This is a genomic window from Mycobacterium sp. NGS40 (assembly GCF_059812735.1).
In genome coordinates, this window is the sequence record NZ_JCALDG010000022.1 from 38,658 (window position 1) to 63,489 (window position 24,832).

General features: G+C 67.1%; 23 protein-coding genes and 1 tRNA gene. 13 read left to right on the forward strand and 11 right to left on the reverse strand.

Features of this window, described 5'->3' with window-relative positions; translation table 11 throughout:
* Window positions 1-116 precede the first annotated feature (116 nt).
* On the forward strand, window positions 117-1,763 hold the full coding sequence (locus AC5Y5O_RS25940) for a recombinase family protein (RefSeq protein ID WP_012394803.1): 1,647 nt from the start codon (window positions 117-119) through the stop codon (window positions 1,761-1,763).
* On the opposite strand, the gene AC5Y5O_RS25945 is transcribed toward AC5Y5O_RS25940, so the two are convergent.
* Window positions 1,745-1,830 (reverse strand) — tRNA-Leu (locus tag AC5Y5O_RS25945). The genes AC5Y5O_RS25940 and AC5Y5O_RS25945 overlap by 19 nt on opposite strands.
* Before the next feature lie 383 nt (window positions 1,831-2,213).
* Here AC5Y5O_RS25945 and AC5Y5O_RS25950 point away from each other — a divergent pair.
* From AC5Y5O_RS25950 to AC5Y5O_RS25960, 3 genes are read left to right on the forward strand one after another with little or no spacing between them, the layout of a single operon-like run.
* A complete protein-coding gene (locus AC5Y5O_RS25950; protein WP_096291205.1) occupies window positions 2,214-3,560 on the forward strand; it encodes a M20/M25/M40 family metallo-hydrolase in 1,347 nt (448 codons plus the stop codon).
* Between the two features lie 25 nt (window positions 3,561-3,585).
* Window positions 3,586-4,116: a YbhB/YbcL family Raf kinase inhibitor-like protein gene (locus AC5Y5O_RS25955; protein WP_096288485.1), complete on the forward strand. Its 531-nt coding sequence runs from the start codon at window positions 3,586-3,588 to the stop codon at window positions 4,114-4,116.
* An 18-nt stretch (window positions 4,117-4,134) separates the two neighbouring features.
* On the forward strand, window positions 4,135-4,695 hold the full coding sequence (locus AC5Y5O_RS25960; RefSeq protein ID WP_279304523.1) for a dienelactone hydrolase family protein: 561 nt from the start codon (window positions 4,135-4,137) through the stop codon (window positions 4,693-4,695).
* Here the strand turns inward: AC5Y5O_RS25960 and AC5Y5O_RS25965 are convergent.
* The 4 genes from AC5Y5O_RS25965 to AC5Y5O_RS25980 form a co-directional block, all read right to left on the reverse strand.
* Window positions 4,689-5,069 carry a hypothetical protein gene (locus AC5Y5O_RS25965; RefSeq protein ID WP_133160866.1) on the reverse strand — a complete coding sequence of 127 codons (381 nt, stop codon included), beginning with the start codon at window positions 5,067-5,069 and terminating at the stop codon, window positions 4,689-4,691. The genes AC5Y5O_RS25960 and AC5Y5O_RS25965 overlap by 7 nt on opposite strands.
* Before the next feature lie 79 nt (window positions 5,070-5,148).
* Window positions 5,149-6,210, reverse strand: coding sequence for a quinone-dependent dihydroorotate dehydrogenase (locus tag AC5Y5O_RS25970; protein WP_500028056.1), 1,062 nt, complete (start codon window positions 6,208-6,210; stop codon window positions 5,149-5,151).
* Window positions 6,211-6,224: 14 nt separating this feature from the next.
* Window positions 6,225-6,479 carry a DUF5703 family protein gene (locus tag AC5Y5O_RS25975; protein WP_096288478.1) on the reverse strand — a complete coding sequence of 85 codons (255 nt, stop codon included), beginning with the start codon at window positions 6,477-6,479 and terminating at the stop codon, window positions 6,225-6,227.
* Window positions 6,476-7,534 carry a YncE family protein gene (locus AC5Y5O_RS25980; protein WP_500028025.1) on the reverse strand — a complete coding sequence of 353 codons (1,059 nt, stop codon included), beginning with the start codon at window positions 7,532-7,534 and terminating at the stop codon, window positions 6,476-6,478. Before AC5Y5O_RS25980 ends, AC5Y5O_RS25975 begins: the two co-directional genes overlap by 4 nt.
* Before the next feature lie 110 nt (window positions 7,535-7,644).
* On the opposite strand from AC5Y5O_RS25980, the gene AC5Y5O_RS25985 reads away from it, so the two are divergent.
* The 7 genes from AC5Y5O_RS25985 (at window position 7,645) to AC5Y5O_RS26015 (ending at window position 13,406) form a co-directional block, all read left to right on the forward strand.
* On the forward strand, window positions 7,645-7,947 hold the full coding sequence (locus tag AC5Y5O_RS25985) for a hypothetical protein (protein ID WP_342929352.1): 303 nt from the start codon (window positions 7,645-7,647) through the stop codon (window positions 7,945-7,947).
* 66 nt (window positions 7,948-8,013) lie between these two features.
* Complete coding sequence (locus AC5Y5O_RS25990) at window positions 8,014-8,754, forward strand: histidine phosphatase family protein (protein WP_500028030.1); 741 nt, start codon at window positions 8,014-8,016, stop codon at window positions 8,752-8,754.
* 63 nt (window positions 8,755-8,817) lie between these two features.
* Window positions 8,818-9,405: a DUF3090 domain-containing protein gene (locus AC5Y5O_RS25995; RefSeq protein ID WP_096288472.1), complete on the forward strand. Its 588-nt coding sequence runs from the start codon at window positions 8,818-8,820 to the stop codon at window positions 9,403-9,405.
* Window positions 9,389-10,213, forward strand: a complete 825-nt coding sequence (locus tag AC5Y5O_RS26000; protein WP_096288471.1) for an SCO1664 family protein — start codon at window positions 9,389-9,391, stop codon at window positions 10,211-10,213. Before AC5Y5O_RS25995 ends, AC5Y5O_RS26000 begins: the two co-directional genes overlap by 17 nt.
* Before the next feature lie 65 nt (window positions 10,214-10,278).
* Window positions 10,279-11,046 (forward strand): 3'(2'),5'-bisphosphate nucleotidase CysQ, encoded by a 768-nt coding sequence (locus AC5Y5O_RS26005; RefSeq protein ID WP_096291202.1) that lies wholly within the window; start codon window positions 10,279-10,281, stop codon window positions 11,044-11,046.
* A gap of 205 nt (window positions 11,047-11,251) precedes the next feature.
* Window positions 11,252-12,508 carry a cysteine--1-D-myo-inosityl 2-amino-2-deoxy-alpha-D-glucopyranoside ligase gene (gene mshC, locus AC5Y5O_RS26010; RefSeq protein WP_096288469.1) on the forward strand — a complete coding sequence of 419 codons (1,257 nt, stop codon included), beginning with the start codon at window positions 11,252-11,254 and terminating at the stop codon, window positions 12,506-12,508.
* Window positions 12,509-12,524: 16 nt separating this feature from the next.
* Entirely contained in the window at window positions 12,525-13,406 is an 882-nt protein-coding gene (locus tag AC5Y5O_RS26015; RefSeq protein WP_500028033.1) for an SDR family oxidoreductase, read from the forward strand.
* A gap of 7 nt (window positions 13,407-13,413) precedes the next feature.
* On the opposite strand, the gene AC5Y5O_RS26020 is transcribed toward AC5Y5O_RS26015, so the two are convergent.
* Both AC5Y5O_RS26020 and AC5Y5O_RS26025 read right to left on the reverse strand, forming a co-directional pair.
* Entirely contained in the window at window positions 13,414-14,844 is a 1,431-nt protein-coding gene (locus AC5Y5O_RS26020; protein ID WP_096291201.1) for an amino acid permease, read from the reverse strand.
* Between the two features lie 133 nt (window positions 14,845-14,977).
* Entirely contained in the window at window positions 14,978-15,865 is an 888-nt protein-coding gene (locus AC5Y5O_RS26025; RefSeq protein WP_096288465.1) for a PAC2 family protein, read from the reverse strand.
* Between the two features lie 354 nt (window positions 15,866-16,219).
* Here AC5Y5O_RS26025 and metH point away from each other — a divergent pair, with 354 nt between their 5' ends.
* Window positions 16,220-19,996 (forward strand): methionine synthase, encoded by a 3,777-nt coding sequence (metH, locus tag AC5Y5O_RS26030; RefSeq protein WP_500028036.1) that lies wholly within the window; start codon window positions 16,220-16,222, stop codon window positions 19,994-19,996.
* A 34-nt stretch (window positions 19,997-20,030) separates the two neighbouring features.
* Window positions 20,031-20,312 carry a hypothetical protein gene (locus AC5Y5O_RS26035; RefSeq protein ID WP_096288459.1) on the forward strand — a complete coding sequence of 94 codons (282 nt, stop codon included), beginning with the start codon at window positions 20,031-20,033 and terminating at the stop codon, window positions 20,310-20,312.
* 13 nt (window positions 20,313-20,325) lie between these two features.
* Here AC5Y5O_RS26035 and malQ read toward each other — a convergent pair whose 3' ends face one another.
* From malQ to AC5Y5O_RS26055, 4 genes are all read right to left on the reverse strand, one after another.
* Complete coding sequence (malQ, locus tag AC5Y5O_RS26040; RefSeq protein WP_096291200.1) at window positions 20,326-22,290, reverse strand: 4-alpha-glucanotransferase; 1,965 nt, start codon at window positions 22,288-22,290, stop codon at window positions 20,326-20,328.
* Window positions 22,291-22,327: 37 nt separating this feature from the next.
* Window positions 22,328-23,254, reverse strand: a complete 927-nt coding sequence (locus tag AC5Y5O_RS26045) for a class I SAM-dependent methyltransferase (protein WP_096288457.1) — start codon at window positions 23,252-23,254, stop codon at window positions 22,328-22,330.
* Window positions 23,255-23,326: 72 nt separating this feature from the next.
* The gene (locus AC5Y5O_RS26050) at window positions 23,327-24,094 is read right to left on the reverse strand and encodes a mannan-binding family protein (protein ID WP_500028040.1); all 768 of its coding nucleotides are present in this window, start codon (window positions 24,092-24,094) and stop codon (window positions 23,327-23,329) included.
* 16 nt (window positions 24,095-24,110) lie between these two features.
* Entirely contained in the window at window positions 24,111-24,818 is a 708-nt protein-coding gene (locus AC5Y5O_RS26055; RefSeq protein ID WP_423790903.1) for an Rv1363c family protein, read from the reverse strand.
* Window positions 24,819-24,832 lie beyond the last annotated feature (14 nt).

The window sequence follows — 24,832 nt, forward strand, 5'->3', positions numbered from 1 at the left end:
GGTGTTGAAATTGTTGTGCCCAACCAATATCGACTTCCGTCCGAGGCCAACCGCGCGCTGGTACACGTGATAATGGCTGTGCGGGACCGGATGCTTGGATCAGGGAGGGGAGTGGCGTGAGCCTGAGGTTCGCCTTCTATGGCCGAGTGAGCACGGAGGACGCTCAAGACCCGGAGGCGAGCCGCAGCTGGCAGAAGCGGCGTGCCATGGACCTGATCACTCCGCACGGCGGATTCATCGCCGCCGACTACTTCGATGTGGGACAGAGCCGTTCACTGCCGTGGAAGCGCAGGCCAGAGGCGTCACGTCTGCTTGCTGATGTCGCTTGTCGGGACCGTAGCTTTGATGCCGTAGTGATTGGGGAACCCGCCCGTGCGTTCTACGGGCCGCAGTTCGCGCTCACCTTCCCTGTCCTCACGCACTACGGAGTTGGCCTGTGGGTACCCGAGGTCGGCGGAGCGGTCGATCCCGGCTCCGAGGCACACGACCTGGTGATGACTCTGTTCGGCGGCATGAGCAAGGGAGAGCGCGCTCGAATCCAGATGCGCGTCCGTACGGCGATGTCAGCACTCGCGCACGACACCGCCAGATATCTCGGTGGTCGACCACCCTACGGTTACCGGCTCGTCGATGCCGGCCCGCATCCAAACCCTGCCAAGGCCAATCTTGGGCAGCGGCTTCACCGCCTCGAACCCGACCCCGCGACATCTTCGGTCGTCGAGCGGATCTACCGCATGTACGCCGACGGAGCGGGCCTGCGCTATATCGCGCAACGGCTCACCGACGATGGTGTACCGTCACCGAGCCAGTACGACCCGGCACGGAATCGGCATCGTGACCCACGAGGATGGTCCCATTCGGCGATCCGCGCGATACTCGACAACCCGGCGTACCGCGGTATCCGTGTTTGGGGCAAGCAGGAGAAATACGAGGTTCTGGTCAACCCCGATGATGTCGCTGCGGGGTATGAGACTCGTATGCGGTGGCGTGATGAGGCCGACTGGATCGCACCAGAACGCCGCACGCATGAAGCGCTGATCCGTGACGAACTAGCGCAGGCTGTTCGTCTTCGGATGCAGGCGCGGCGGGGTCCCGGTCTTGTTTGCAGCAGAGAGTCAACAGTGCCATATGCACTGCGTGGGCTGCTGTTCTGTGCCGCATGTGGACGGCGGATGCAGGGCGCTGCCCGCGCCGGGAAGCGAACAACACGCATCCTCTACCGTTGTGAGCTCGGTAAGTCGCGTTCGGTACCCGCGGACCTGAGTGATCACCCGCGCACCGTCTACCTCCGTGAAGATGAGGTGACTGCGCGACTTGACGAATGGATCGCCACCCTGGCCGATCCGGCCGACTTGGCACGCGGGCAAGACGCGGACCCGGTAGCAGGGGCTGGCTACGCGGCCTTGCGGCGCCAGCTCAGCGAGGCGAATGCGAAGGTTGCTGCTCTGGTTACCGCCGTGGAGTCTGGTGTGGCCGTTGAGGATTTGACTGTTGCATTGCGCCGCCGCACCGCCGAGCGCGACGAGCTGAAGGTCCGTCTTGAGCAAGCGGAGCGACCTCGCGTCATGACTGCCGCACAAATCAGCGAGTTGGTTGAGGAATTGGGCGGGCTGTCAGCAGTGCTTGGTGAGGCAACCGGGGCGGAACGCGCTCAGGTATACGCAAGCCTGGGCCTGCGCCTCGACTACGACCCGCATCTTCAGCGAGTCACGGCGACTGCCGACTTAAGTCGTGTCGCCGGACGTGTCCGAGGGGGGACTTGAACCCCCACGCCCATTAGTAGGGCACTAGCACCTCAAGCTAGCGCGTCTGCCATTCCGCCACTCGGACCAGACCAACGAGAGTTGGCAGCTAAGGCTAGCGGATCGGCCCGCACCGGCCCAACTTAGCTCGCCGACGGCGGTGTGAATCGACGGCGAGCTAGCGGTGGTGGTGGCGTACGCGACAGGGCAGACAACCGCCCTGATGACCCTCTATCGCACGCCCGGCGACTTGGGCGCGTCCGGGAGCGGCGGTAGCCACCTCAACCAGCCCCAGGACGGCGGCTCCGAGAACGGTCACGGCCACCACGATCGCTAGTCTCCGCATCCGCAGAAAATACCATACCCCCCTTGGGTACTAGCGGAGGCTCGCGGCGTGCCCAGCCCGTCCGCGGACCGCCTGGGTTCCGCTGCCTGAGCCGGGCATCCTCGGCAGTGGTAGGAAAGGTGGTTGTGACAGTTGAGAACGGAGTTCCCAACCATCCGAGCGACGATGTGGTCGAAGTCGTCAGCCGGCTGATCCGGTTCGACACCACCAACACCGGTGACCCCGAGACCACACAGGGCGAGGCCGAATGCGCCCACTGGGTTGCCGAACAGCTCGCGGAGGTCGGCTACCAGCCCCAATACCTCGAATCCGGCGCCCCGGGGCGGGGCAATGTGTTCGTCCGCCTCAAGGGCGCCGACAGCGCACGCGGCGCACTGCTGATCCATGGGCATCTCGACGTCGTGCCGGCCGAACCCGCCGATTGGAGCGTGCATCCGTTTTCCGGCGCGGTCGAGGACGGCTATGTCTGGGGCCGCGGCGCGGTCGACATGAAAGACATGGTCGGCATGATGATCGTCGTCGCCCGCCAGTTGAAGCAGGCCGGCATCGTGCCGCCACGCGATTTGGTGTTCGCGTTCGTGGCCGATGAGGAGCACGGTGGCAAGTACGGGTCACACTGGCTGGTCGACAACCGCCCGGAGCTGTTCGAGGGTGTCACCGAGGCGATCGGCGAGGTGGGCGGGTTCTCGCTGACCGTGCCGCGTCGTGACGGCGGTGAACGCCGGCTGTATCTGATCGAGACGGCCGAGAAGGGCATCCAGTGGATGAAGCTGACCGCCCGGGGCCAGGCCGGGCACGGCTCGATGGCCAACGACCGCAACGCGGTCACGCTGCTTTCCGAGGCCGTTGCCCGGATTGGCCGGCACCAGTTTCCGCTGGTAATGACCGACACCGTGGTCGAGTTCCTGGCCGCCATCAGTGACGAGACCGGCCTGACCTTCGACACCGACTCCGGCGATCTGGAGGGCGTGATCGAAAAACTCGGCCCGATGGCTCGCATGCTGAAGGCGATCGTGCGCGATACCGCCAACCCGACGATGCTGAAGGCGGGGTACAAGGCCAATGTGATCCCCGGCAGCGCCGAGGCGGTGATCGACTGCCGCGTGCTACCCGGCCGGCAGGCCGCGTTCGAGGCGGAGATCGACGGGTTGCTCGGCCCGGACGTGACGCGGGAGTGGATCCGGGACTTGCCTTCCTACGAGACCACTTTCGACGGGGATCTGGTCGACGCGATGAACGCCGCAGTGCTGGCGGTCGACCCGGACGGCCGCATCGTGCCCTATATGCTCTCCGGTGGTACCGATGCGAAAGCCTTCGCGCGCATAGGAATTCGTTGCTTCGGCTTCGCGCCGCTGCGGTTGCCGCCGGAATTGGATTTCGCTTCACTGTTCCACGGCGTCGATGAGCGGGTACCCGTCGACGCGCTGCGGTTCGGCACCGACGTGCTGGCCCACTTCCTGACCCACTGTTAGAACGAACCGACACGAGAGGATCGCCATGAGCGTGAAGCCCGACCCGTATGAGGCGCTGCCGAAGCTACCGACATTCACCGTGACCTCGACCTCGATCACCGACGGTCAACCGCTGGCCATGCCGCAGGTCAGCGGCATCATGGGCGCCGGAGGAGAAGACGTGAGCCCGCAGCTGAGCTGGTCGGGATTCCCCGCGGAGACGCGCAGCTTCGCGGTCACCGTCTATGACCCCGACGCGCCGACGCTGTCTGGGTTCTGGCACTGGGCCGTGGCCAACCTGCCGGCCGATGTCACCGAGCTGCCCGAGGACGCCGGGGACGGGCGCGAGCTGCCCGGCGGCGCACAGCAACTGGTCAACGACGCCGGCATGCGGCGCTTCATCGGAGCCGCGCCGCCGCCCGGACACGGTCCGCATCGCTACTACATCGCGGTGCATGCCGTCGACGTCGACAAGCTCGACCTCTCCGAGGACGCGAGCCCGGCGTTCCTCGGCTTCAACCTGTTCCAGCACGCGATCGCGCGGGCCTACATCCACGGCACCTACGAACAGCAGTAGGTGAAACCTCGCGCGTGTGTGCTCGTCCTCCCGGGTGGGCGGGTGCGCAGCGACGAGGCGTCGCGGTGGTGGCAGCTGGCCAACGTCCGGATGATGTTGGTCGTTGCCGCCCTGCGATGGCGGCTGGGCCGCGACGTCGAGGTGCGACGCGTGCAGTACCGACTGCGCGGCTGGAACAGTCCGAGCTACGACGCGGTCGCCGACGCCACCGCGGTACTTGACGTCGTTCGGGATCGTTTCGACGCGAAAAGCATTGTGCTGGTTGGCCATTCGATGGGTGGTCGAGTCGCGACCCGGCTCGCCGCCGGCGGACAGGTCGGTGCGGTGGTCGCGCTGGCACCGTATTGGCCCCGCGACGACGGCGACCTGATTCCGCCGTCGACCCGGCTGCTGGTGGTACACGGCACCGCCGACACCCGCACCGACCCCGAAGCCTCGAGGATCCAAACGTTACGAGCCCGTCAGCGCGGTCTGGACGCCCAATGGGTGGGCATCGCGGGTGCAGGTCATTCGATGATGCGGCCGTACCGTGAATGGCAGCGCCGCACAGTCGATTTCGTCGCCGAGTACCTTCAGTAAGTGTTCAGCATAGGGCATATTTGCTTGAGCCAGTTGGCAATTGAACTGCGATTGGCGTCGAGAGTGGGATCGCTGGGTTGGGCGCCGACCGTGGTGACGAAATGCTCGATCGCGGCTTTGACCGCGTCGGGCGGGCTGTAATGCTCCAGCGTGTCGGCAGCCTTACGGGCGGTCTCCGGTTTCGACGCGACCATGAGGTTGTCCTTAGCGCTGCCAAGGTCGTAACACGTCGCGGTGTCGGGCGGCTCGCCGTTCGCCGTGCCACCGAAGCAGCCCGCGATGACCACTGCTATGCCAGTCGTTCCGACAATCGTCAATCGGTTGAATCGCACCGCAAGCCTCCTCAGGAGGATCGATTGTGGTGCGGCCACCATACAGCGATCGCCGGGCTGAGACAGCGAATCTGCCGGAGATCTGCGAGCCGGCGAAAGGCCCGGGGCGGCCTAGGTCGCGCTAGCCCGCCGCCGACCCGACCGCGTCGCTCAGTGAGGCGAACCCGCCGTCGTGCAGCCGCCTCGCGATGCCGTCGTGAATGTGCTTGGGCCACAAGCCACCCCCGTAGACGAAGCCGGTATAGCCCTGCAGCAGTGAGGCGCCCGCGGTGATGCGCTGCCACGCGTCGTCGGCGGTCTCGATACCGCCGACGCTGATCAGCACCAGCCGACCGCCGACCCGGCGGTAGAGCCGGCGCAGTATCTCGACCGCACGGTGTGCCACCGGCGGCCCGGAGATGCCGCCGGGCCCCAGCTCGTCGACACCCGGGGTGCGCAGACCCTCGCGCGACACCGTGGTGTTGGTCGCGACGATGCCGGCCAGTCCCAGCTCGACGGCCAGGTCCGCGATGTCGTCGACGTCGGAATCGCTGACATCCGGGGCGATCTTGACCAGCACCGGCACCGACGTCTCGGCGAGGACCGCGGCCAGGATGGGCCGCAACGATTCGACTGCCTGCAGATCACGCAGCCCCGGCGTGTTCGGCGAGCTGACGTTGACCACCAGATACGACGCCAGCGGGCCGACCAGCCGCGCGCTGGCCCGGTAGTCGTCGACGGCATCGGCGGGCGGCGTGGCCTTGGTCTTGCCGATGTTCACCCCGATCGGCACGTCCGGCCGATGGCGGGCCAGCCGGGTGGCCAGCTCGCCGGCACCGTGATTGTTGAAACCCATCCGGTTCAGCAGCGCCCGATCCGCTGGCAACCGGAACAGGCGCGGCGCCGGGTTGCCCGGTTGCGGGTGCGCGGTCACGGTGCCGACCTCGGCGTACCCGAAACCCAAGGCGCCCCAGGTGCGCAGCCCCATGCCGTCCTTGTCGAAGCCGGCGGCCAGCCCCAGCGGCGCGGGGAAGCGCACACCGAACACCGTGCTGGCCAACACCGGATCCGTCGGGCCCAGCAGCCGGTGCAGCAGCCGGCGCGGCACCCCTACGCCGGTCGCGGCGCGCAGCGCGGCGAAGACCAGCGTGTGAATCCGCTCGGGCGGGATCAAGAAGAACAGGCGGCGCAGCAGACCGTACAGACCGTTGTCCACCGTCACAGTTCCGGCTGATCGGGCCGTCGGTCGCTGACACGTGTTTTCTTGCGGCGTAACAACACCCGTCTGCTGCCGTCGTTATACAGCCGCACCCGGGTGAGCTCCCAGCCACGGTATTCGGCCTCGATGGACAGCCGGATGGAGGCACTGAGCCGGGTCACCTCGGGGGGCAGGCGCAACGGCACCCATTCGTAGTCGTCGGACATGTCCGAGACCCAGCCGGCGGGCAGGCGACTCCACCGCGGCGCCGTCAACGCGTGCCCGCCGCGCGCTCGATGACCTGGACTCCCGCACCGGACCCCGACACCACGTACAAGGTGTCCGACGCCTCGTCAAAGGCCAACGAGTTGGGTTGCTGCACAGTTGGGTAACGCACCTTTTCGACGGGAATTCCGGTTGCTAAATCGTAACCAATAACCGTATTCGATGCGGTTTGTGACACCCAGGCCAAATCCCGAGAACCGGCCAGTCCGTACGGGGCCTGCCGCACCGGGTAGGCCTGCCGCAGGATCAGCGGGTCGACGCCGTATACCAGCAGTTCGTCGCCGCGGGTGTCGGCCACCAGGACCCGCCCCGCCGGATCGGCGATCATCGTGGTCGCACCCGCGCCGGCCCGCAGCGACTGTGCGACACGGCCGTCGGGGCCGATCGTCGTCACCGAGGTCTGTCCACGATCCAGCACCACCGTCGTATTTCCCTGTGTCACAAGCCCGTCAACCCGGGCGAAGATCTTCGTCCGGTTCTGTACCGGCGCAGTGCCCCCGCTCGGTGAGCCCACGGTGTACACCGCACCGTCAACGCTGCCCAGCATCACCTTGCCGTCGGCTCGGCGCGCGATCGCGGTGAAGTCCACCCCGGCTGAATCGGCGACATTGACCTGCCTGGCGTGGCCGCCCGTCAGGTCCAGCACGACGTAGCCGCCGCGGGCGGCGAGGTAGGCATTGCCGTGGCCGTCGCTGGTCAGCGCGGTCGCCGGGCCCGGCAGCGCGATCACCCGCGGCGCGAGCTGCCCTGGGCCGAACACCGCGACACCGGCGGGCGCTGCCGGATCGGCGCCGGGGATCAGCACCGCCAGCTGCCGGGTGCCGTCGTCGAAGACGCTCGCCGCGGCGTGAGCGGCCAGCGGCCACACCGTGCCGGCCGGATTCTGCGACACCGGCGGTGACTGGGCGGGATACGCGGATTCGATGGTCGGCCCCGCGCGCTCGAGCGGATTGGATGAACAGCCAGCGACCAATGCCAGCAAAGTGATCAGGCCAACAAAAGATCGTTGAGCTGTCCGTTTCTTGGCCTCACGACGTGATAGCAACAACCAACCTTGAATCGGTGGACATGGAATACAAATTCTAAGGAACGGCTCCGCATCCAATAGGGCGATGTTGCCGACATGCGCCCGTACTGGAGAGGTATGGTCGGACTATGACCGTCATCGCCGACCGGCATACCGCAGACAAAGAGTTTGCTGTCGAAGACATTTCGACGGGCATCTTTGCCAGCGGGTATGGACAAGTTGGTGACGGACGCAGTTTTTCGTTCCACATCGAGCATCGCTCGCTCGTCGTCGAAATTTACCGGCCGTGCCTTGCCGGGCCCGTTCCGCAGGCCGAGGACGTGGTCGCGACGGCGGTGCGCGGTCTGGTTGACATCGACCTCACCGACGAGCGCAGTTTGACCGCGGCGGTGCGCGACTCGGTCGCCGCCGCGGTCCCCGTGTCTCGCTAGTCACTTCCCAGCCCGGCGATTCGCAGCGGGTACGGTCGTCGTCGTGACACAAACGGTGGCCGCGACGTGACGGTGATCCTGTTGCGCCACGGTCGTTCGACCTCGAACACCGCGGGCGTCCTGGCCGGCCGTTCCGAGGGCGTCGACCTCGACGACAAGGGCCGCGAGCAGGCGGTGGGCCTGATCGACCGGATCGGCGACCTGCCGATCCGTGCGGTGATCACCTCGCCGCTGCTGCGCTGCCGGAACACGGTCGCGCCGCTGGCCGGGTCGCTGTGCCTGGAGCCGTTCGTCGAGGACCGGCTGGCCGAGGTGGACTATGGCGAGTGGACCGGCCGCAAGATCGGCGAGCTGGGCAAGGAGCCGCTGTGGCGGGTCGTGCAGGCGCACCCCAGCGCGGCGGTGTTTCCTGGCGGCGAGGGGTTGGCCCAGGTGCAGACGCGCGCGGTGGCCGCGGTGCGGGAACACGACCGGCGGCTCAGCGAGGAGCACGGCGGTGACGCGCTGTGGGTGGCTTGCACTCACGGTGATGTCATCAAGTCGTTGATCGCCGACGCGTACGGCATGCATCTGGACGGCTTCCAGCGCGTCACCGCCGATCCGGCGTCGGTGAGCGTCATCCGGTACACCCCGTTGCGACCGTTCGTGTTACACGTCAACCACACCGGTGGACGGCTGGCGGCGGCGCTGCGGGCCGGTCCGCCGGCCAAGATGGGCGACGAGGGCGACAAATCAGAAGAGCCGCAACAACAACCGGCCGACCCGGAGCCGTCGAGCGACGCGGTCGTCGGGGGATCCACTGACTAAGTCGGTTGCTGCAACCGAATCGAATCGCCCTGCGACGGCAACAGCCGGTATTTTGGAGGTGCCATGGCTCGCGCAATCCATGTATTCCGCACTCCCGACCGCTTCGTGGCCGGGACCGTCGGTCAGCCCGGAAATCGGACGTTCTACATCCAGGCGGTGGGCGATTCCCGGGTCGTGTCGGTCGTCCTGGAGAAGCAACAGGTCGCGGTGCTCGCCGAACGCATCGGTGCGCTGCTGCTCGAGGTGAACCGCCGGTTCGGCACGCCGGTGCCGCCGGAACCGTCCGAGGTGGACGACCTCAACCCGCTCATCACGCCCGTCGACGCGGAGTTCCGGGTCGGGACCATGGGCCTGGGCTGGGACTCGGAGGCCCAGACGGTCGTGGTCGAACTGCTGGCCGTCACCGACGCCGAGTTCGACGCCTCGGTGGTGCTCGACGACACCGACGAGGGCCCGGACGCGGTGCGCGTGTTCTTGACCCCCGAATCGGCACGGCAGTTCGCCACCCGTTCCACTCGCGTGATTTCGGCGGGACGGCCGCCCTGCCCCCTGTGCGACGAACCGCTGGACCCAGAGGGCCACATTTGCGCGCGCACGAACGGATACAAGCGCGGCGCGCTGCTCGGGTCGAGCGATGACCCGCCTGAATAACAAGAATGACGATCGAGAGGTCTTGCGGGACGGCGAGCTGACGGTTCTCGGACGGATCCGCTCGGCCAGCAACGCCACCTTCCTGTGCGAGGCCACGTTGGGCGAGTCCAGCGTGCACTGCGTCTACAAGCCCATCTCCGGTGAGCAGCCGCTGTGGGACTTCCCGGACGGGACGCTGGCCGGCCGCGAGCTTGCCGCGTACCAGGTGTCGGCGCAGCTGGGCTGGAACCTGGTGCCCTACACCATCATTCGTCATGGTCCGGCGGGACCGGGCATGCTGCAGCTGTGGGTGAAGCAGCCGGGCGACGAGGTGGACAGCGATCCGCGGCCGGGGCCGGATCTGGTGGACCTGTTTCCCGCCGGCCGCCAGCAGCCGGGTTATCTGCCGGTGCTGCGCGCCCAGGATTACCGCGGCGACGAGGTCATCCTGATGCACGCCGACGACATTCGGCTGTGGCGGATGGCGGTGTTCGACGTGCTGATCAACAACGCCGATCGCAAGGGCGGCCACGTCCTGCGTGACCTCGAGGGCCACATCTACGGCGTCGACCACGGCGTGTCCCTGCACGTCGAGAACAAGTTGCGCACGGTGCTGTGGGGCTGGGCCGGCAAGCCGATCGACGATCAGACGTGCCAGGCCATCGCCGGCCTGTGCGACGTGCTGGGCGGCGAATTCGGCGACGCGCTGGCCGGGCAGATCAGCCGAACCGAGATCGCGGCGTTGGGCATGCGGGCGCACGCGCTGCTGGACAACCCCGTGATGCCCGTCCCCAACCGGCATCGCCCCATTCCCTGGCCAGCCTTTTAGGCTCCGGCATCGCCGTCGGCGATACTGAGACGGTGAGCCCGGCCTCCCACGACCAATCGGCGGAGATGACGGACGCCGAATTGGCCGCCGATCTCGCCGCCGACGCGGGGGAGCTGCTGCTGAAAGTCCGCGAGGAGGTCGGCTTCGGTCATCCGTGGATGCTCGGCGACGCGGGTGACAGCCTGGCCAACGAGCTGATCCTGCGCCGGCTGCGGGCCGAGCGTCCCGACGATGCCGTGCTCAGCGAGGAAGCCTACGACGATCTCAAGCGGCTCCAGCACGACCGGGTGTGGATCATCGACCCGGTCGACGGCACCCGCGAGTTCTCCACCCCGGGGCGTGACGACTGGGCGGTACATATCGCGCTGTGGCAGCGTCCCGTCGATGGCCGGCGCGAAATCACCGATGCGGCAGTCTCTTTGCCCGCGCGCGACAACGTCGTGTATCGCAGCGACACCGTGGACGGCAGCCAGGCGCGGGTCGGGATTCCGCACACACTGCGCATCGCCGTCAGCGCGACCCGGCCGCCGGCCGTGCTGCACCGCATCCGGCAGTCGCTGGCGATCCAGCCGGTGGGGATCGGTTCGGCGGGCGCCAAGGCGATGGCCATCATCGACGGCGACGTCGACGCCTACCTGCACGCCGGCGGTCAATGGGAGTGGGATTCGGCGGCGCCGGCCGGGGTGGTGATGGCGGCGGGTATGCACGCGTCGCGGCTGGACGGCTCGCCGATGCGCTACAACCAGGAAGACCCATACCTGCCCGACTTCGTGATGTGTCGCGCGGAGGTGGCACCGATCCTGCTCGGCGCCATCCGCGACGCGTGGCGCTGACCACCGGCCCGGCCCGATTGCCCGCCTCGCCCCCTCGCCGCAGCGCGGCTGGGAAGTACCCCCACAACGGCCCGCTGCGCGGGCCGCATCGTCACCGGGCCGGCCCGATTGCCCGCCTCGCCCCCTCGCCGCAGCGCGGCTGGGAGGTACCCCCACAACGGCCCGCTGCGCGGGCCGCATCGTCACCGGGCCTAAAGTCGACAGCATGCAGTCGTGGTCTCCCGCACAGGTTCCGGTGCTGCCCGGACGCGGCCCGGAGCTACGGCTTTACGACACTTCCGACCGCCAGGTCCGCCCGGTGGCGGCCGGGTCCGGTCCTGGTTCAGTCGCCACCATGTACGTCTGCGGGATCACCCCGTACGACGCCACGCATCTGGGCCACGCGGCCACCTATCTCGCCTTCGACCTGATTCACCGGCTGTGGCTTGATCTCGGGCACGACGTGCACTACGTGCAGAACGTCACCGACGTCGACGACCCGCTGTTCGAGCGGGCCGCGCGCGACGGCATCGACTGGCGTGAGCTCGGCGATCGTGAGGTGCAGCTGTTCCGCGAGGACATGACCGCGCTGCGGGTGCTGCCGCCGCGCGAGTATGTCGGCGCCACCGAAGCCATTCCCGAAGTCGTGGAGCTCGTCGAAAAGATGCTGGCGTCGGGGGCGGCCTACGTCGTCGACCCCGAAATCGGGGAATATCCGGACGTCTACTACCGGGCGGATGCCACGCCGCAGTTCGGCTACGAGTCGGGCTATGACCGCGACACCATGCTGCGGCTGTTCGCCGAGCGCGGCGGCGACCCGGACCGCACCGGCAAGTCCGACCAACTCGACGCGCTGTTGTGGAAGGCCGAGCGGCCGGGCGAACCCAGCTGGCCGTCACCGTTCGGCGCCGGGCGGCCCGGTTGGCACGTCGAGTGCGCGGCGATCGCACTCAGCCGCATCGGCAGTGGCATCGACATTCAGGGTGGCGGCCGCGACCTGATCTTCCCGCACCACGAATTCACCGCCGCGCACGCCGAATGTGTAAGGGGAGAAAGGCGATTCGCCCGGCACTATGTGCATGCCGGGATGATCGGCTGGGACGGGCACAAGATGTCGAAGAGCCGCGGCAACCTGGTGCTGGTGTCGGTGCTGCGCGCGCAGGGCGCCCCGCCGGCCGCCATTCGGCTCGGTCTGCTGGCCGGGCATTACCGCGCGGACCGCTCCTGGAGCCAGCAGCTGCTCGACGAGTCCGCCGCGCGGTTGCAGCGCTGGCGCACCGCGACGACGTTGCCCGCCGGCCCGGATGCCACCGACGTCATCGCCCGGGTGCGCAAGTACCTGGCCGACGACCTCGATACTCCCAAAGCGATTGCGGCACTTGATGGTTGGACCACCGACGCGCTCGAGTACGGCGGACACGACGAGGCTGCGCCAAAGTTGGTGGCCACCGCGATCGACGCGCTGCTCGGCGTGGAACTGTGAAAGGTAGTTGACGGCCATGACATCGCTACAGGGCAAAGTCGTTCTCATCACCGGGGGCGCAAGAGGAATCGGCGCCGAGGTCGCCCGCCGGCTGCGTGGCAAGGGCGCCAAACTCGTCCTGACCGATCTCGACAAGGCCGCGCTGGACACCCTGGCCGCCGAACTCGGTGGCGACGAGCACGTGCTGACGGCCGTCGCCGACGTGCGTGACCTGCCCACCATGCAGGCCGCCGTCGAGGCCGGCGTGCAACGCTTCGGCGGGCTCGACGTTGCCGTGGCCAACGCCGGGATCGCCAGCTACGGCTCGGTGCTGCAGGTCGACCCGGAGGCATTCAAGCGGGTGCTCGACGTCAACCTGCTCGGCGTCTTTCACACCGCGCGCGCCGCGCTGCCCGCGTTGATTGAGCGGCGTGGTTACCTGCTGATCGTGTCGTCGCTGGCGGCGTTCGCGGCGGCCCCGGGAATGGCGTCCTACGACATGTCGAAGGCCGGCACCGAGCACTTCGCCCACGCGCTGCGACTCGAGGTGGGTTACCGCGGCGTCGGCATCGGGGTGGCGCACATGTCGTGGATCGACACGGCTCTGGTCCGCGACACCAAGGCCGACCTGCCCGCGTTCACCACCCTGCTCAGGAAACTGCCCTGGCCGTTGAACACGACCACCGACGTGGACAGTTGCGCGACCACCTTCGTCAGAGGCATCGAGGGGCGCAAGGACCGGGTCTACTGCCCGGGCTGGGTGGCCGCGTTCCGCTGGCTCAAGCCGGTGCTGTCCACTCGCGCCGGCGAACTGCCGATTCGCCGAACCACCGCGGAACTGATGCCCCAGATGGACGCCGAGGTTGCCGCGCTCGGCCGTTCCACCAGCGCCTACAACCAGGAGCTGGGCCAGCCCTAGCGCCCGCTCACCAGCGCGTCGTGGTCGCGGCGACCCGCTTGCGCACTACGAACCAACCCACGACCAGCGCCGGACCGATCACCAGCAACGAGCCGACGGTGAAGATGCCGACCGGTTTGTCGAAGGCCATCAGCACCACGACGCAGACCAGGAACACCAAGGTGAGATAGCCGCTGTACGGGGTGAGCGGCATCCGGAAGCGAGGGCGCTCCAGGATTCCGGCCTGGGTCTGCTGGTAGAACCGGAGCTGACACAACACGATCATCGCCCAGGACGCGACGATGCCCAACGAGGCGCTGTGCAGCACGATCTCGAAGGCTTTACCGGGATTGAAGGCGTTGAGCGCGACGCCGAAAAGACAGATGACAGCGGTCATCGCGATACCGCCGAACGGCACGCCACGGCTAGTCATCCGTTTCGCGAACTTAGGGCCGCTGCCGCTCATCGCCAGCGAGTGCATGACGCGGCCGGTCGAATAAAGTCCAGCGTTGAGGCTGGACAGCGCCGCGGTGAGCACCACGATGTTCATCAAGTCGCCGGCACCGTGGAAGCCGATGCTGGAGAAGAACGTGACGAACGGGCTCTCCCCGGCTTTGAATGCGGTGTAGGGCAACATCACCCCCAGCAGGGCGACCGAACCGACGTAAAACACCGCGACTCGGGCGATCACCGAGTTGATCGCCCGCGGCATGATCTTCTCCGGCTCGGCGGTCTCGCCGGCGGCAATGCCGACCAATTCGACTGCGGCATAAGCGAATACCACCCCTGAGGTCGTCACCAACAGGGCTATCGCACCGGTCGGGAACAGACCGCCATGGTCGTCCCAGATGCCGGTCCCGGTGTCGTGGCCCTGGATCTGAAAGCGCCCGGCCAGGAACACAAGTGCGATGATCAGAAAGGCGACGAGCGCGAACACCTTGATCAGCGCCGCCCAGAATTCGAGCTCGCCGAACCACTCGACGGAGATCAGGTTCATCGACAACACCACCACGAGGGCGATCAGCGCGAGAACCCATTGGGGGACCACCGCGAACGTCGTCCAGTGGCGCAGGTAGGTGGCGATCGCGGTGGTGTCGACGATCGACGTCATCGCCCAGTTCAGGAAGTACATCCAGCCCACGACGTAGGCGGCCTTCTCGCCGAAGAATTCGCGCGCATAGGACACGAACGAACCCGACGACGGACGGTGCAGTACCAGCTCGCCCAATGCGCGCAGGATCAGGAAGACGAAGACGCCGCACACCCCGTAGACGATGAACAGCCCGGGCCCGGCGTTGGCCAGGCGTCCGCCGGCGCCCAGGAACAAGCCGGTTCCGATCGCGCCGCCGATCGCGATCATCTGCAGCTGGCGGGGTTTGAGCCCTTTGTGGTAGCCGGCTTCCTCGTTGAGAGTGGCCGGCGGGACGTCGGGTTGCGGCGTGTCAGGCAGGGCGGTCATCGAGGTCCCATCGTCGTCGTTCGCCCAACCTGCGGCGCGGCCCCGAATCGCCAAGACCGGGGATTGTTGATCCGGTTGGTGCCCGCGATTTTTTCGCAGTCGGCCGCCGACGGCAACAGGACAGGCCCGTCGATTACTTCCCGAATCCGGGGCGGCGGCGGCGCAGGTAGCGCTCGAACTCGGCGGCAAGCGCATCGCCGTCGATCTTGCCCAGGGCTTCGTTCACATCGACCTCGGCGTCGCCGCGCTGCTCGAGCGACAGCACGTATTCGGCCAAGTCCTCGTCCTCGGTGGCCATCTCGGTGACCGCCAGCTCCCACTCCTCGGCCTGGGCGGGCAGATCGGCCAGCGGAACCTCGATATCGAGCACGTCTTCGACCCGGCGCAGCAGCGCCACCGTCGCCTTCGGGTTCGGCGGGTGCGACACGTAGTGCGGCACCGCGGCCCAGAACGTCACCGCCGGGATCCCGGCGGCCACGCAAGCGTCCTGGAAGACCCCGGCGATCCCGGTCGGACCTTCGTAGCGGGTCTCCTGCAGGCCGAAACGTTCCGCCGACTCGGGGGAGTAGGCGGCGCCCGAAACGGGGACGGGCCGCGTGTGCGGGGTGTCGGCCAGTAGCGCACCGAGGATCACCACCGTGTCGACGTTGAGCTTGTCGGCGATGGCCACCAGCTCGGCACAGAACGTGCGCCAGCGCATGTTGGGCTCCACGCCGTGCATCAGAACGATGTCGCGGTCGCTGCCCGGTGGCCGGCAGTGGGTGATCCGCATCGCCGGCCACACCAGTTCGCGGGTCACCCCGTCGACCTGACGGATGACCGGGCGGTTCACCTGGTAGTCGTAGTACGCCTCGTCGTCGATCTCCACGATCGGGTGGGCTTCCCAGATCGCGTCGAGGTGCTCCAACGCGTCGCTGGCCGCGTCACCGGCGTCATTCCAGCCCTCGAACGCCGCCACAACAATCGTGTTGTGGAGGTCGGGGAGCGCTGATGCTTCCGGGCCACGATCCGGCGGAGTCACAGAATCAGCCTAAGGCCTGCCCGCCCCGCGACGATTCCCAGCCGCGCGGGCGGCCGGCGCACCTCGGTATTGCATAGGCCGACTATCCTTGTGGCGTGGTTGCTACCAGCGCACACGACGGCGTCACGGGCCTGCCCGACGCGGTCGACACGAAATACGCTCGGCAGCAAACTGGTTACCATTGGTAATTACTACACTGCCGACACGATCCGCGAGCACCGAGTGGGTCTGATCGAGCTGGGCGTCCAGACGTCGGGGGAGGACGTAGACTTTTCTGGTCGAGAGGCGTTGCAACGGTTTGCCGGTTCCTGCCGGTAGCCGCCACGCTCGGCAGAGTCAAGGACGCCTTCCGCTATGGAAGGAACGTACGTGAGCGCCTCCGAATCGAGCACGGTGTCGAAAACCTTCGCGCCGAACATCCGCCCCGACTGCACCGACGAACTGACGACGGCGCTGCGCCAGCGGATCATGGTGATCGACGGCGCGATGGGCACGGCGATCCAGCGCGACCGCCCGGACGAGGCCGGCTACCGCGGCGACCGCTTCACCGAATGGCCGACCGCCCTTCAGGGCAACAACGACCTGCTCACCCTGACGCAGCCGCAGATCATCGAGGGGATCCACCGCGAATACCTCGAGGCCGGCGCCGACATCCTCGAGACCAACACCTTCAACGCGAACGCGATCTCGCTCTCCGACTACGACATGGCCGACCTGGCCTACGAGCTGAATTACGCCGGCGCCGCCCTGGCCCGTAAGGCCGCCGACGAGTACAGCACCCCGGACAAGCCGCGCTACGTCGCCGGCGCCATCGGACCGACGACCCGGACCGCGTCGATCTCGCCGGACGTCAACGACCCCGGCGCCCGCAACGTCTCCTACGACCAGCTGGTCGCGGCTTACCTCGAGGCTGTCAACGGCCTGGTCGACGGCGGTGCCGACCTGCTGATCATCGAGACGATCTTCGACTCGCTGAACGCCAAGGCGGCGGTGTTCGCCGTCGAGACGCTGTTCGAGGAGCGCGGCCGCCGCTGGCCGTTGATCATCTCGGGCACCATCACCGACGCATCCGGGCGGACGTTGTCCGGTCAGGTCACCGAGGCGTTCTGGAACGCGATCAGGCACGCGAAGCCGATCGCGGTGGGCCTCAACTGCGCACTGGGTGCACCGGAGATGAGGCCCTACATCGCCGAGGTGTCGCGGATCGCGGACACCTTCGTGTCCTGCTACCCGAATGCCGGTCTGCCCAACGCCTTTGGCGAGTACGACGAGTCCCCGGAGCGGCAGGCCTCCTACATCGCCGACTTCGCCGAGGCCGGCCTGGTCAACCTGGTCGGCGGCTGCTGCGGAACGGCGCCGCCGCACATCGCCGAAATCGCCAAGGTCGTCGAGGGCAAAGCGCCGCGCGAGTTGCCGGAGATCCCGGTGGCCACCCGGCTCTCGGGGCTGGAGCCGCTCAACATCACCGACGACTCCCTGTTCGTCAACATCGGTGAGCGCACCAACATCACCGGGTCGGCGCGATTCCGCAACCTGATCAAGGCCGAGGACTACGACACCGCGCTGTCGGTCGCCCTGCAGCAGGTCGAGGTCGGCGCGCAGGTCATCGACATCAACATGGACGAGGGCATGATCGACGGCGTCGCCGCGATGGACCGGTTCACCAAGTTGATCGCGGCCGAGCCCGACATCAGCCGCGTCCCGGTGATGATCGACTCCTCCAAGTGGGAGGTCATCGAGGCGGGCCTGAAGAACGTGCAGGGCAAGCCGATCGTCAACTCGATCTCCATGAAGGAGGGCGAGGAGAAGTTTATCCGCGAAGCACGGCTGTGCCGCAAGTATGGTGCCGCCGTCGTCGTGATGGCCTTCGACGAGCAGGGGCAGGCCGACAACCTGGAGCGCCGCAAGGAGATCTGCGGGCGTGCCTACCGGATCCTGACCGAGGAGGTCGGCTTCCCGCCCGAGGACATCATCTTCGACCCGAACTGCTTCGCGCTGGCCACCGGTATCGAAGAGCACGCGACCTACGGCATCGACTTCATCGAGGCCTGCGCGTGGATCAAGGAGAACCTGCCCGGGGTGCACATCTCCGGCGGTATCTCGAACGTGTCGTTCTCGTTCCGGGGCAACAACCCCGTCCGCGAGGCGATCCACGCGGTGTTCCTGTTCCACGCGATCAAGGCCGGCCTGGACATGGGCATCGTCAACGCCGGTGCGCTGGTGCCCTACGACTCCATCGACCCCGAGCTGCGCGAGCGCATCGAGGACGTGGTGCTGAACCGACGCGAGGACGCGGCCGAGCGGCTTCTCGAGATTGCCGAGCGGTTCAACAGCACGGAGAAGTCCGACGAAGCGGCGGTGGCCGAGTGGCGCAACTTGCCGGTCCGCGAGCGGATCACCCACGCGCTGGTCAAGGGCATCGACGCCCACGTCGACGAGGACACCGAGGAACTGCGGGCCGAGATCGCCGCCGCGGGTGGCCGCCCGATCGAGGTGATCGAGGGCCCGCTGATGGACGGCATGAACGTCGTCGGCGACCTGTTCGGCTCGGGCAAGATGTTCCTGCCCCAGGTGGTGAAGTCGGCCCGGGTGATGAAGAAGGCCGTGGCGTACCTGCTGCCGTTCATCGAGGAGGAGAAGGTCACCTCCGGCGCGGCCGCCGGTAAGGACACCAACGGCACGATCATCATGGCGACCGTAAAGGGCGACGTCCACGACATCGGCAAGAACATCGTCGGAGTTGTCCTGCAGTGCAACAACTTCGAAGTGATCGACCTCGGTGTCATGGTGCCCGCCGAGAAGATCCTGGCCGCGGCGAAGGAGCACGGGGCCGACATCATCGGGTTGTCCGGGCTGATCACCCCGTCGTTGGACGAGATGGTCAACTTCGCCGTCGAGATGGAACGCGAGGGGCTGGAAATTCCGCTGCTGATCGGGGGCGCGACCACCTCGCGCGCCCACACGGCCGTGAAGGTGTCGCCGCGTCGCAGCGGTCCGGTGGTCTGGGTCAAGGACGCGTCGCGCTCGGTGCCGGTCGCCGCGGCGTTGCTCGACGACAAGCAGCGTCCGGCCCTGCTGGAGGCCACCGAGAAGGACTACGCGGCCCTTCGCGAGCGGCACTCGCAGAAGAACGAGCGGCCGATGCTGACGCTGGAGAAAGCCCGCGCGAACCGGACGCCGATCGAGTGGGACGGCTACACGCCGCCGGTGCCCGCGATCGGTGCGGGAATACGAGAATTTCAGGACTACGACCTTGCCGAGTTGCGCGAATACATCGACTGGCAGCCGTTTTTCAACGCCTGGGAGATGAAGGGCCGGTTCCCCGACATCCTCAACAACCCGACCTCGGGCGAGGCCGCCCGCAAGCTGTACGACGAAGCCCAGGAGATGCTCGACACCCTGATCAAGGAGAAGTGGCTGACGGCCAATGGCGTGATCGGGTTCTTCCCGGCCAACGCGGTGGGTGACGACATCGAGATCTACACCGACGAGACCCGTACCGAGGTGCTGACCACGTTGCACAACCTGCGCCAGCAGGGCGAGCACCGCGACGGCATTCCGAACCGGTCGCTCAGTGATTACATCGCCCCCAAAGATACGGGTCACCGGGACTACGTCGGTGCCTTTGCCGTCACCGCGGGGCTGGGCAGCGGTGACAAGATCGCGGAGTTCAAGGCGGCCAACGACGACTACAGCGCGATCCTGCTGGAGTCGCTCGCCGACCGGCTGGCCGAGGCGTTCGCCGAACGGATGCACCAGCGGGTCCGCAAGGAGTTCTGGGGATTCCAGCCGGACGAGCAGCTGGACAACGAGGCCCTGATCGGCGAGAAATACCGGGGAATCCGTCCGGCACCTGGCTACCCGGCTTGCCCGGAGCACACCGAGAAGGTGACGCTCTTCCAATTGATGGACGTCACTCAGCGGTCCGGCATCGAGCTGACCGAGTCGATGGCGATGTGGCCGGGTGCCGCCGTCAGCGGCTGGTATTTCTCGCATCCGCAGTCGCAGTACTTCGTGATCGGCCGGATGGCTCAGGACCAGGTCGCCGACTATGCCAAGCGCAAGGGCTGGACCCTGGCCGAAGCCGAGCGCTGGCTCGGCCCCAACCTCGGCTACAACCCGGAGGACTGAGCCTTAAACTCGATAGGCATCTGGGAGGGATGTCATGGTTGAGCGAGAGCGCAATCGCATTGCGGATATAGCGGTTGAGGCCGTCGGCGTGACGGTGCTGCATGTCCGGCGCATCGTCGGGGCGCTGCACACCGCGGTGGGCCGGGCCAAGCGCGAAATCGGCGATTTGGCGTGGGATTACCACGAATTGGCGGCAAGCGTGCGCTGGTCCACCCACCGCAGCAGGACGGCCGCGGACGATCATGACCAGCGCGTGCACGACGAGCACATCGCGGATGTCATTTCGATCGACCTGCGCCGCCGCCAGGCCAACTGACGAACTACCCGGGTCAGCTTTCGGCGGCGGCCTGGAAGACGGTGGCGATCTCGGACACTCGTGGATCGACACGCAGCTGCTCGAGCGTCTGCGGCAGGGGCAGCCGCCAATTCGGATATTCGTCGATGGTGCCAGGCAAGTTGGGCTGCCGCGGTTCGGCGATGATGTCGTACGGCGAGATCAGCTTCAACCGGCTCGGGGTCGCCGCCAAGAAGCGATGCATCGCCGAGATGATCGCGGCTTCGTCCGGATCGGCCGGCAATAGCCCGTGGGCACGCAACAATGCCAGCCACTCGGCTTTTTCCTTGTCGGCCGTGGCTTGTTCGGCCGGTATGTCGTTGAGCAGATCGAGTTCGGCGCGCACGCGCACATGTTCACCACGCAAAAAACCCGCCGCGGTGGGTAAGTCGTGCGTGGAGAGGCTGGCGGCCACCCGCGTTGGCCAGTCCGATGCGGCCAGTAGCGGTTGTTCGGGCTTTGATTCGTCGCGGGTAAACCAGGACACGGCAGAACCCAGCATGCCGTTTTCGCCGAGTGCTTCGGTGACTTCCGGTTCGACGGTGCCCAGGTCCTCGCCGACGACGGTCGCGCCCGCCCGGTGTGCCTCGAGAGCAAGGACCGCGAGCATGACATCGGCGTCGTAATGCACATAGGTGCCTCGATCGGGGGTGTCGCCGGGAGGAATCCACCACAGCCGCCACAAGCCGGCGACGTGATCGATCCGTAAGCCGTCGGCGTGAACGACTATCGCGCGCAACATGTCTCGCAACGCGGTGTATCCGGTGGCGGCGAGCCGGTCCGGACGCCATGGCGGTAATCCCCAATCCTGGCCGCGTGGGGTGAAGTTGTCCGGCGGTGCACCGACGTGCACCCCGGCCGCCAGCATGTCTGCCAGCGCCCACGCGTCAGCCCCGTCCGAATCGACCCCCACCGGCAGGTCGTGCAGAACGCCGAGCGCCATACCGGCATTGCGCGCGGTATCGCGCACCGCGCGGAGTTGCTCCGCGCAACGCTGCTGAACCCACGCGTGGAAGGCGATTCGGTGCGCCAGTTCGCTGCGGGCCGCAATCACGGCCGGTCCGTTGACATCTCGTAGAGGTTGAGGCCATTGCGGCCAGCGGCCGCCGTGGCGCTCGGCCAACGCGCAGTAGGTGGCCCAATCGCGTAGCCCCGTGGACGACCCCGGTTCGTCCAGCGGGCTGGGCCGGCCCTCGGCCCGCCACAACAATTCCAGCGCGGAGCGCTTGGCCGCCCACACGAGATCGTGGTCGACGCGCTCGGTATCGGGCGCGACGCGCAGCGCATCGACTTCCGCGCGCATCGCGGGGTCGGCCCGACGGTAAGCGTCGAGGTCCTCGATGTGCAGCGCCAGCGGATTGGCGAATCGTCTGCTGGACGGCGTGTAGGGCGAGGGCTGCACGGGGTGCGTCGGCCCGGGCGCATTCAGCGGGTTGAGTAAGACCGCGCCCGCGCCGTGTTCGGCCGCGGTCCACTCGATGAACTCGCGCAGGTCCGCCAAATCGCCGATGCCCCACGATCGTCCGGAACGCAGCCCGTAGAGCTGCAGCATCCATCCCCAGGTGGCCGGTGTCTGCGGCACCCGGGGCGGGGCTGCCACCAGGGTGACTTCCTGGCCGTCACGCGTGTGCAGCCGATACCACCCCGGTGATAGATCGGCCGGCAGTTCCTCGCGCAGGGTGGTCTCGGCCCCATCCTCGCCGACCAATCCCACCGCACCGGGGAACGGCCGGCTGCGGCCGTCCACCCGTACGGCGATCGTGGGTGCCAGGGCTCCCTCCCGCTCGGCCAGCTTGTCCAGCTCGCGCAGGCGGGCGGGTTCGGTCGCGGCCTCCACCTCTAGCAGGGAAAGCACCTTGACCACGACGTCGGCGTCGACCTCTACCGGCTCACGCCGTTCATTGCGGTAAAAGGTCGCCACCCCATGGGCTTTGGCGAGTCGGCGTAGATCGTCGGGCAGCGAGGACACCACCGAGGTGTACCCGCGTCAGCCCGGCTTACACGGACTCCGTCGCCTCGGTGTCCGCGCCCAGCTCCGCCGACAGGTAACCGGAGGATCCACCGAACGACGCCAGCTCGTCTTGCGGAAGCTGGAAACCCTGGGCGGAGAAGGCCTGCTCGGTCGTGGTGATGTCGACCCGCCAACCGCGCTCGCTGAGGTACTCGCCGGCGGCGTTGCGATCACCGGTGTAGAACAACTCGGCCAGATTGATCTTCGAGCCGATGCGCCGCGACCTCTCGGTGAGCTTGTCTGCCCAATCCGCGGGAATGTTGCGGAAATCCATGTGCTCACAGGCGATTCGGCTGCTCGGGGCCGACAGTGCGGCGACGTTGTCGAACAAGCGGTCCTGCGCCTCCGGTGGCAGATAGACGAGTAGGCCTTCGGCGCTCCACGCGGTCGGCTTGGAGGGATCGAATCCGGCGTCGACGAGCGCGCCGGGCCAGTCCTCGCGCAAGTCGATCGCGACCGTGCGACGTTGCGCGGGCGGCTGTGCACCGAGGTCGGCCAGCGTGCGGGTCTTGAAATCGATCACCCCGGGCTGGTCGATTTCGTAGACCACCGTGTCGGCCGGCCACGGCAGCCGGTAGGCCCGGGTGTCCAGACCGGACGCCAGAATCACCGCCTGCCGCACGCCGGCACCGGCGGCTTGCAGGAAGAAGTCGTCGAAGAACCGGGTGCGCACGGTGATCTGCTCGATCACAGCCTTTCGGTTCATCACCGGATCGTTGGTGTCGCCGAGCTCACCGTCGATCAGCTTGATGAAGGTGTCGCTGCCCACCGCGCGCACCAGGGGATCGGCCCAGGGGTCGTCGAGCAGCGCATCCGGTCCCTGCGACGCCATCGCGCGTTGCGTCGCGACTGCCGTCGCGGTCGCGCCGACGCTGGAGGCCAGATCCCAGGTGTCATTCTCGGTGCGCGCCATGGGCATTCCCTTCCTGGTTCCGCGTTAGTTAGGTGACTTAACCACTGCCACTGTACGCGGCGAGGCCGCCGACTAGATGCGCAGGACCGGGGCCAGCGCCGCCAGGGGGATGTGGGCCTGGACGGTGCCGCCGTCCATGTACCACTGCGGCAGCCCCGGCGAGAAGTTGATCGGCTCGTCGTGGCCGACGGGATAGTCCGGCATGTAGAGGATCAACTCGTCGGGAGTCAGTGCCCACGCCTTGTACGCCCCGGAGTAGACCTTGTCGGGAGTCCAGCGATCGACGATGAACGGGTAGGTCCCGCGGTCGTGCGGGGGCGGTGCTTGATTGAGCGCGGTTTCGATGAAGGGCTGCGCCAGCGGTGGGATCGCGGTCAGCGGATTCGACGTCGTCACATCGGACAGCTGCAACCGCCGGCCGCTGGCCATGTCGAACGTGAAGGTGCGGTAGGCATTGTTCGGCTTGGGCCCGTCGGCGTGGTAGTCCTCGTGGAACACCGCGCTCAGCAGGTTGCCGTGCCGGAAGATTTCGTAGTTCTCCTCGCCATAGCTGTCGGCGGCCATGTGCGCGTTGGCATTGCGCCAGTTGTTGACCAGGGTGTGCAGATAGTCGCGCACCACACCACTGGTGGCGGGGTTGTCGATCAGCTCACCGGGCAGCGCGACCTTGATGTCACGGACGGCATTGCGTTCCGAGGTCACCGTGGTGTGGCAGTACTGGCCGTCCCAGTCGCCGCCGAGCTCACCGCAGAACGACGGGGCGGAGGCCCGCGCGGTGGCCGCATCGGGAATCGCCGTCGCGGCGAGCAACAGGAGTGCGGCGCTCAGTCTCTTACGCATGGCCTGGCTCATCGGCTCAGAGGAGCTGGACTTTGCTGGCCCGCCAGCGGCCGTCGACCTTCTCCATCGTCATCTTGATCCGGCTGCGGTCGATGCGTGGATCGGGCGACTGCGAATTGGCCACGGTCTGGTCGATAAAGACCAGCACCACAACCTTGTTCGTGGATGCGGACTGAATCGCCGAATCCACCACCACGCCGTGCGCGCTTGCCTTGTTGTCGATCAGCAGCTGCCGAAGTTGCACGCTGGATTGGGTGTACATGTCTTTGAACTCGCCGGTCGCGCCATCGAGCACCTGCCGAAAATTCTCGTCGACCTTGTTGGAGTCGATGCTCGTGAGCACCTGTGCGTAGGCGATCGCGGCCTGTTGAGCCTGCTGGCCGGCCTCCTTCACCTGATGCTCTTGCCACAGCTTCCAGCCCAGCAGGCCGCTAACCGCAAGCGAGGCAACGAGTAACAGGGGCAACGCGCTGCGGCGCAGGTAGCGCCCCCAGGGCCGATCGCGCAGCCGGGTCTTGTCGGCTTTGTCCTTGTTGGCCTGGCGCCCGAACGGAATGTCCTCGTCGTCCTCGTCGGCCACTTCGGCGTCCTTGACGCCCTCGTCTATGCCGTCGGTGCCCTCGGCGTCATCGTCTTTGACGTCGGTGCCCTCGACGTCTTCGGGTTCTGAGCTTGGCGCTTCGGGCATTTCGGCCTCGGCAACTTTCTCGGATGTAGCGGTCACAGTCAACTCCTCCG

What these genes read in the sequence shown, in the direction of transcription:
- AC5Y5O_RS25955 (WP_096288485.1), top strand. Translation starts at nt 3,586, where the DNA reads ATGAGCGTGAAGCCCGACCCGTATGAGGCGCTGCCGAAGCTACCGACA.
- AC5Y5O_RS26035 (WP_096288459.1), top strand. Translation starts at nt 20,031, where the DNA reads ATGGTTGAGCGAGAGCGCAATCGCATTGCGGATATAGCGGTTGAGGCC.
- AC5Y5O_RS26020 (WP_096291201.1), bottom strand. Translation starts at nt 14,844, where the DNA reads ATGACCGCCCTGCCTGACACGCCGCAACCCGACGTCCCGCCGGCCACT.
- AC5Y5O_RS26015 (WP_500028033.1), top strand. Translation starts at nt 12,525, where the DNA reads ATGACATCGCTACAGGGCAAAGTCGTTCTCATCACCGGGGGCGCAAGA.
- AC5Y5O_RS26000 (WP_096288471.1), top strand. Translation starts at nt 9,389, where the DNA reads ATGACCCGCCTGAATAACAAGAATGACGATCGAGAGGTCTTGCGGGAC.
- mshC (WP_096288469.1), top strand. Translation starts at nt 11,252, where the DNA reads ATGCAGTCGTGGTCTCCCGCACAGGTTCCGGTGCTGCCCGGACGCGGC.
- AC5Y5O_RS25965 (WP_133160866.1), bottom strand. Translation starts at nt 5,069, where the DNA reads ATGGTGGCCGCACCACAATCGATCCTCCTGAGGAGGCTTGCGGTGCGA.
- AC5Y5O_RS25985 (WP_342929352.1), top strand. Translation starts at nt 7,645, where the DNA reads ATGACCGTCATCGCCGACCGGCATACCGCAGACAAAGAGTTTGCTGTC.
- AC5Y5O_RS26005 (WP_096291202.1), top strand. Translation starts at nt 10,279, where the DNA reads ATGACGGACGCCGAATTGGCCGCCGATCTCGCCGCCGACGCGGGGGAG.
- AC5Y5O_RS26050 (WP_500028040.1), bottom strand. Translation starts at nt 24,094, where the DNA reads ATGCGTAAGAGACTGAGCGCCGCACTCCTGTTGCTCGCCGCGACGGCG.
- metH (WP_500028036.1), top strand. Translation starts at nt 16,220, where the DNA reads ATGGAAGGAACGTACGTGAGCGCCTCCGAATCGAGCACGGTGTCGAAA.
- AC5Y5O_RS25995 (WP_096288472.1), top strand. Translation starts at nt 8,818, where the DNA reads ATGGCTCGCGCAATCCATGTATTCCGCACTCCCGACCGCTTCGTGGCC.
- AC5Y5O_RS26045 (WP_096288457.1), bottom strand. Translation starts at nt 23,254, where the DNA reads ATGGCGCGCACCGAGAATGACACCTGGGATCTGGCCTCCAGCGTCGGC.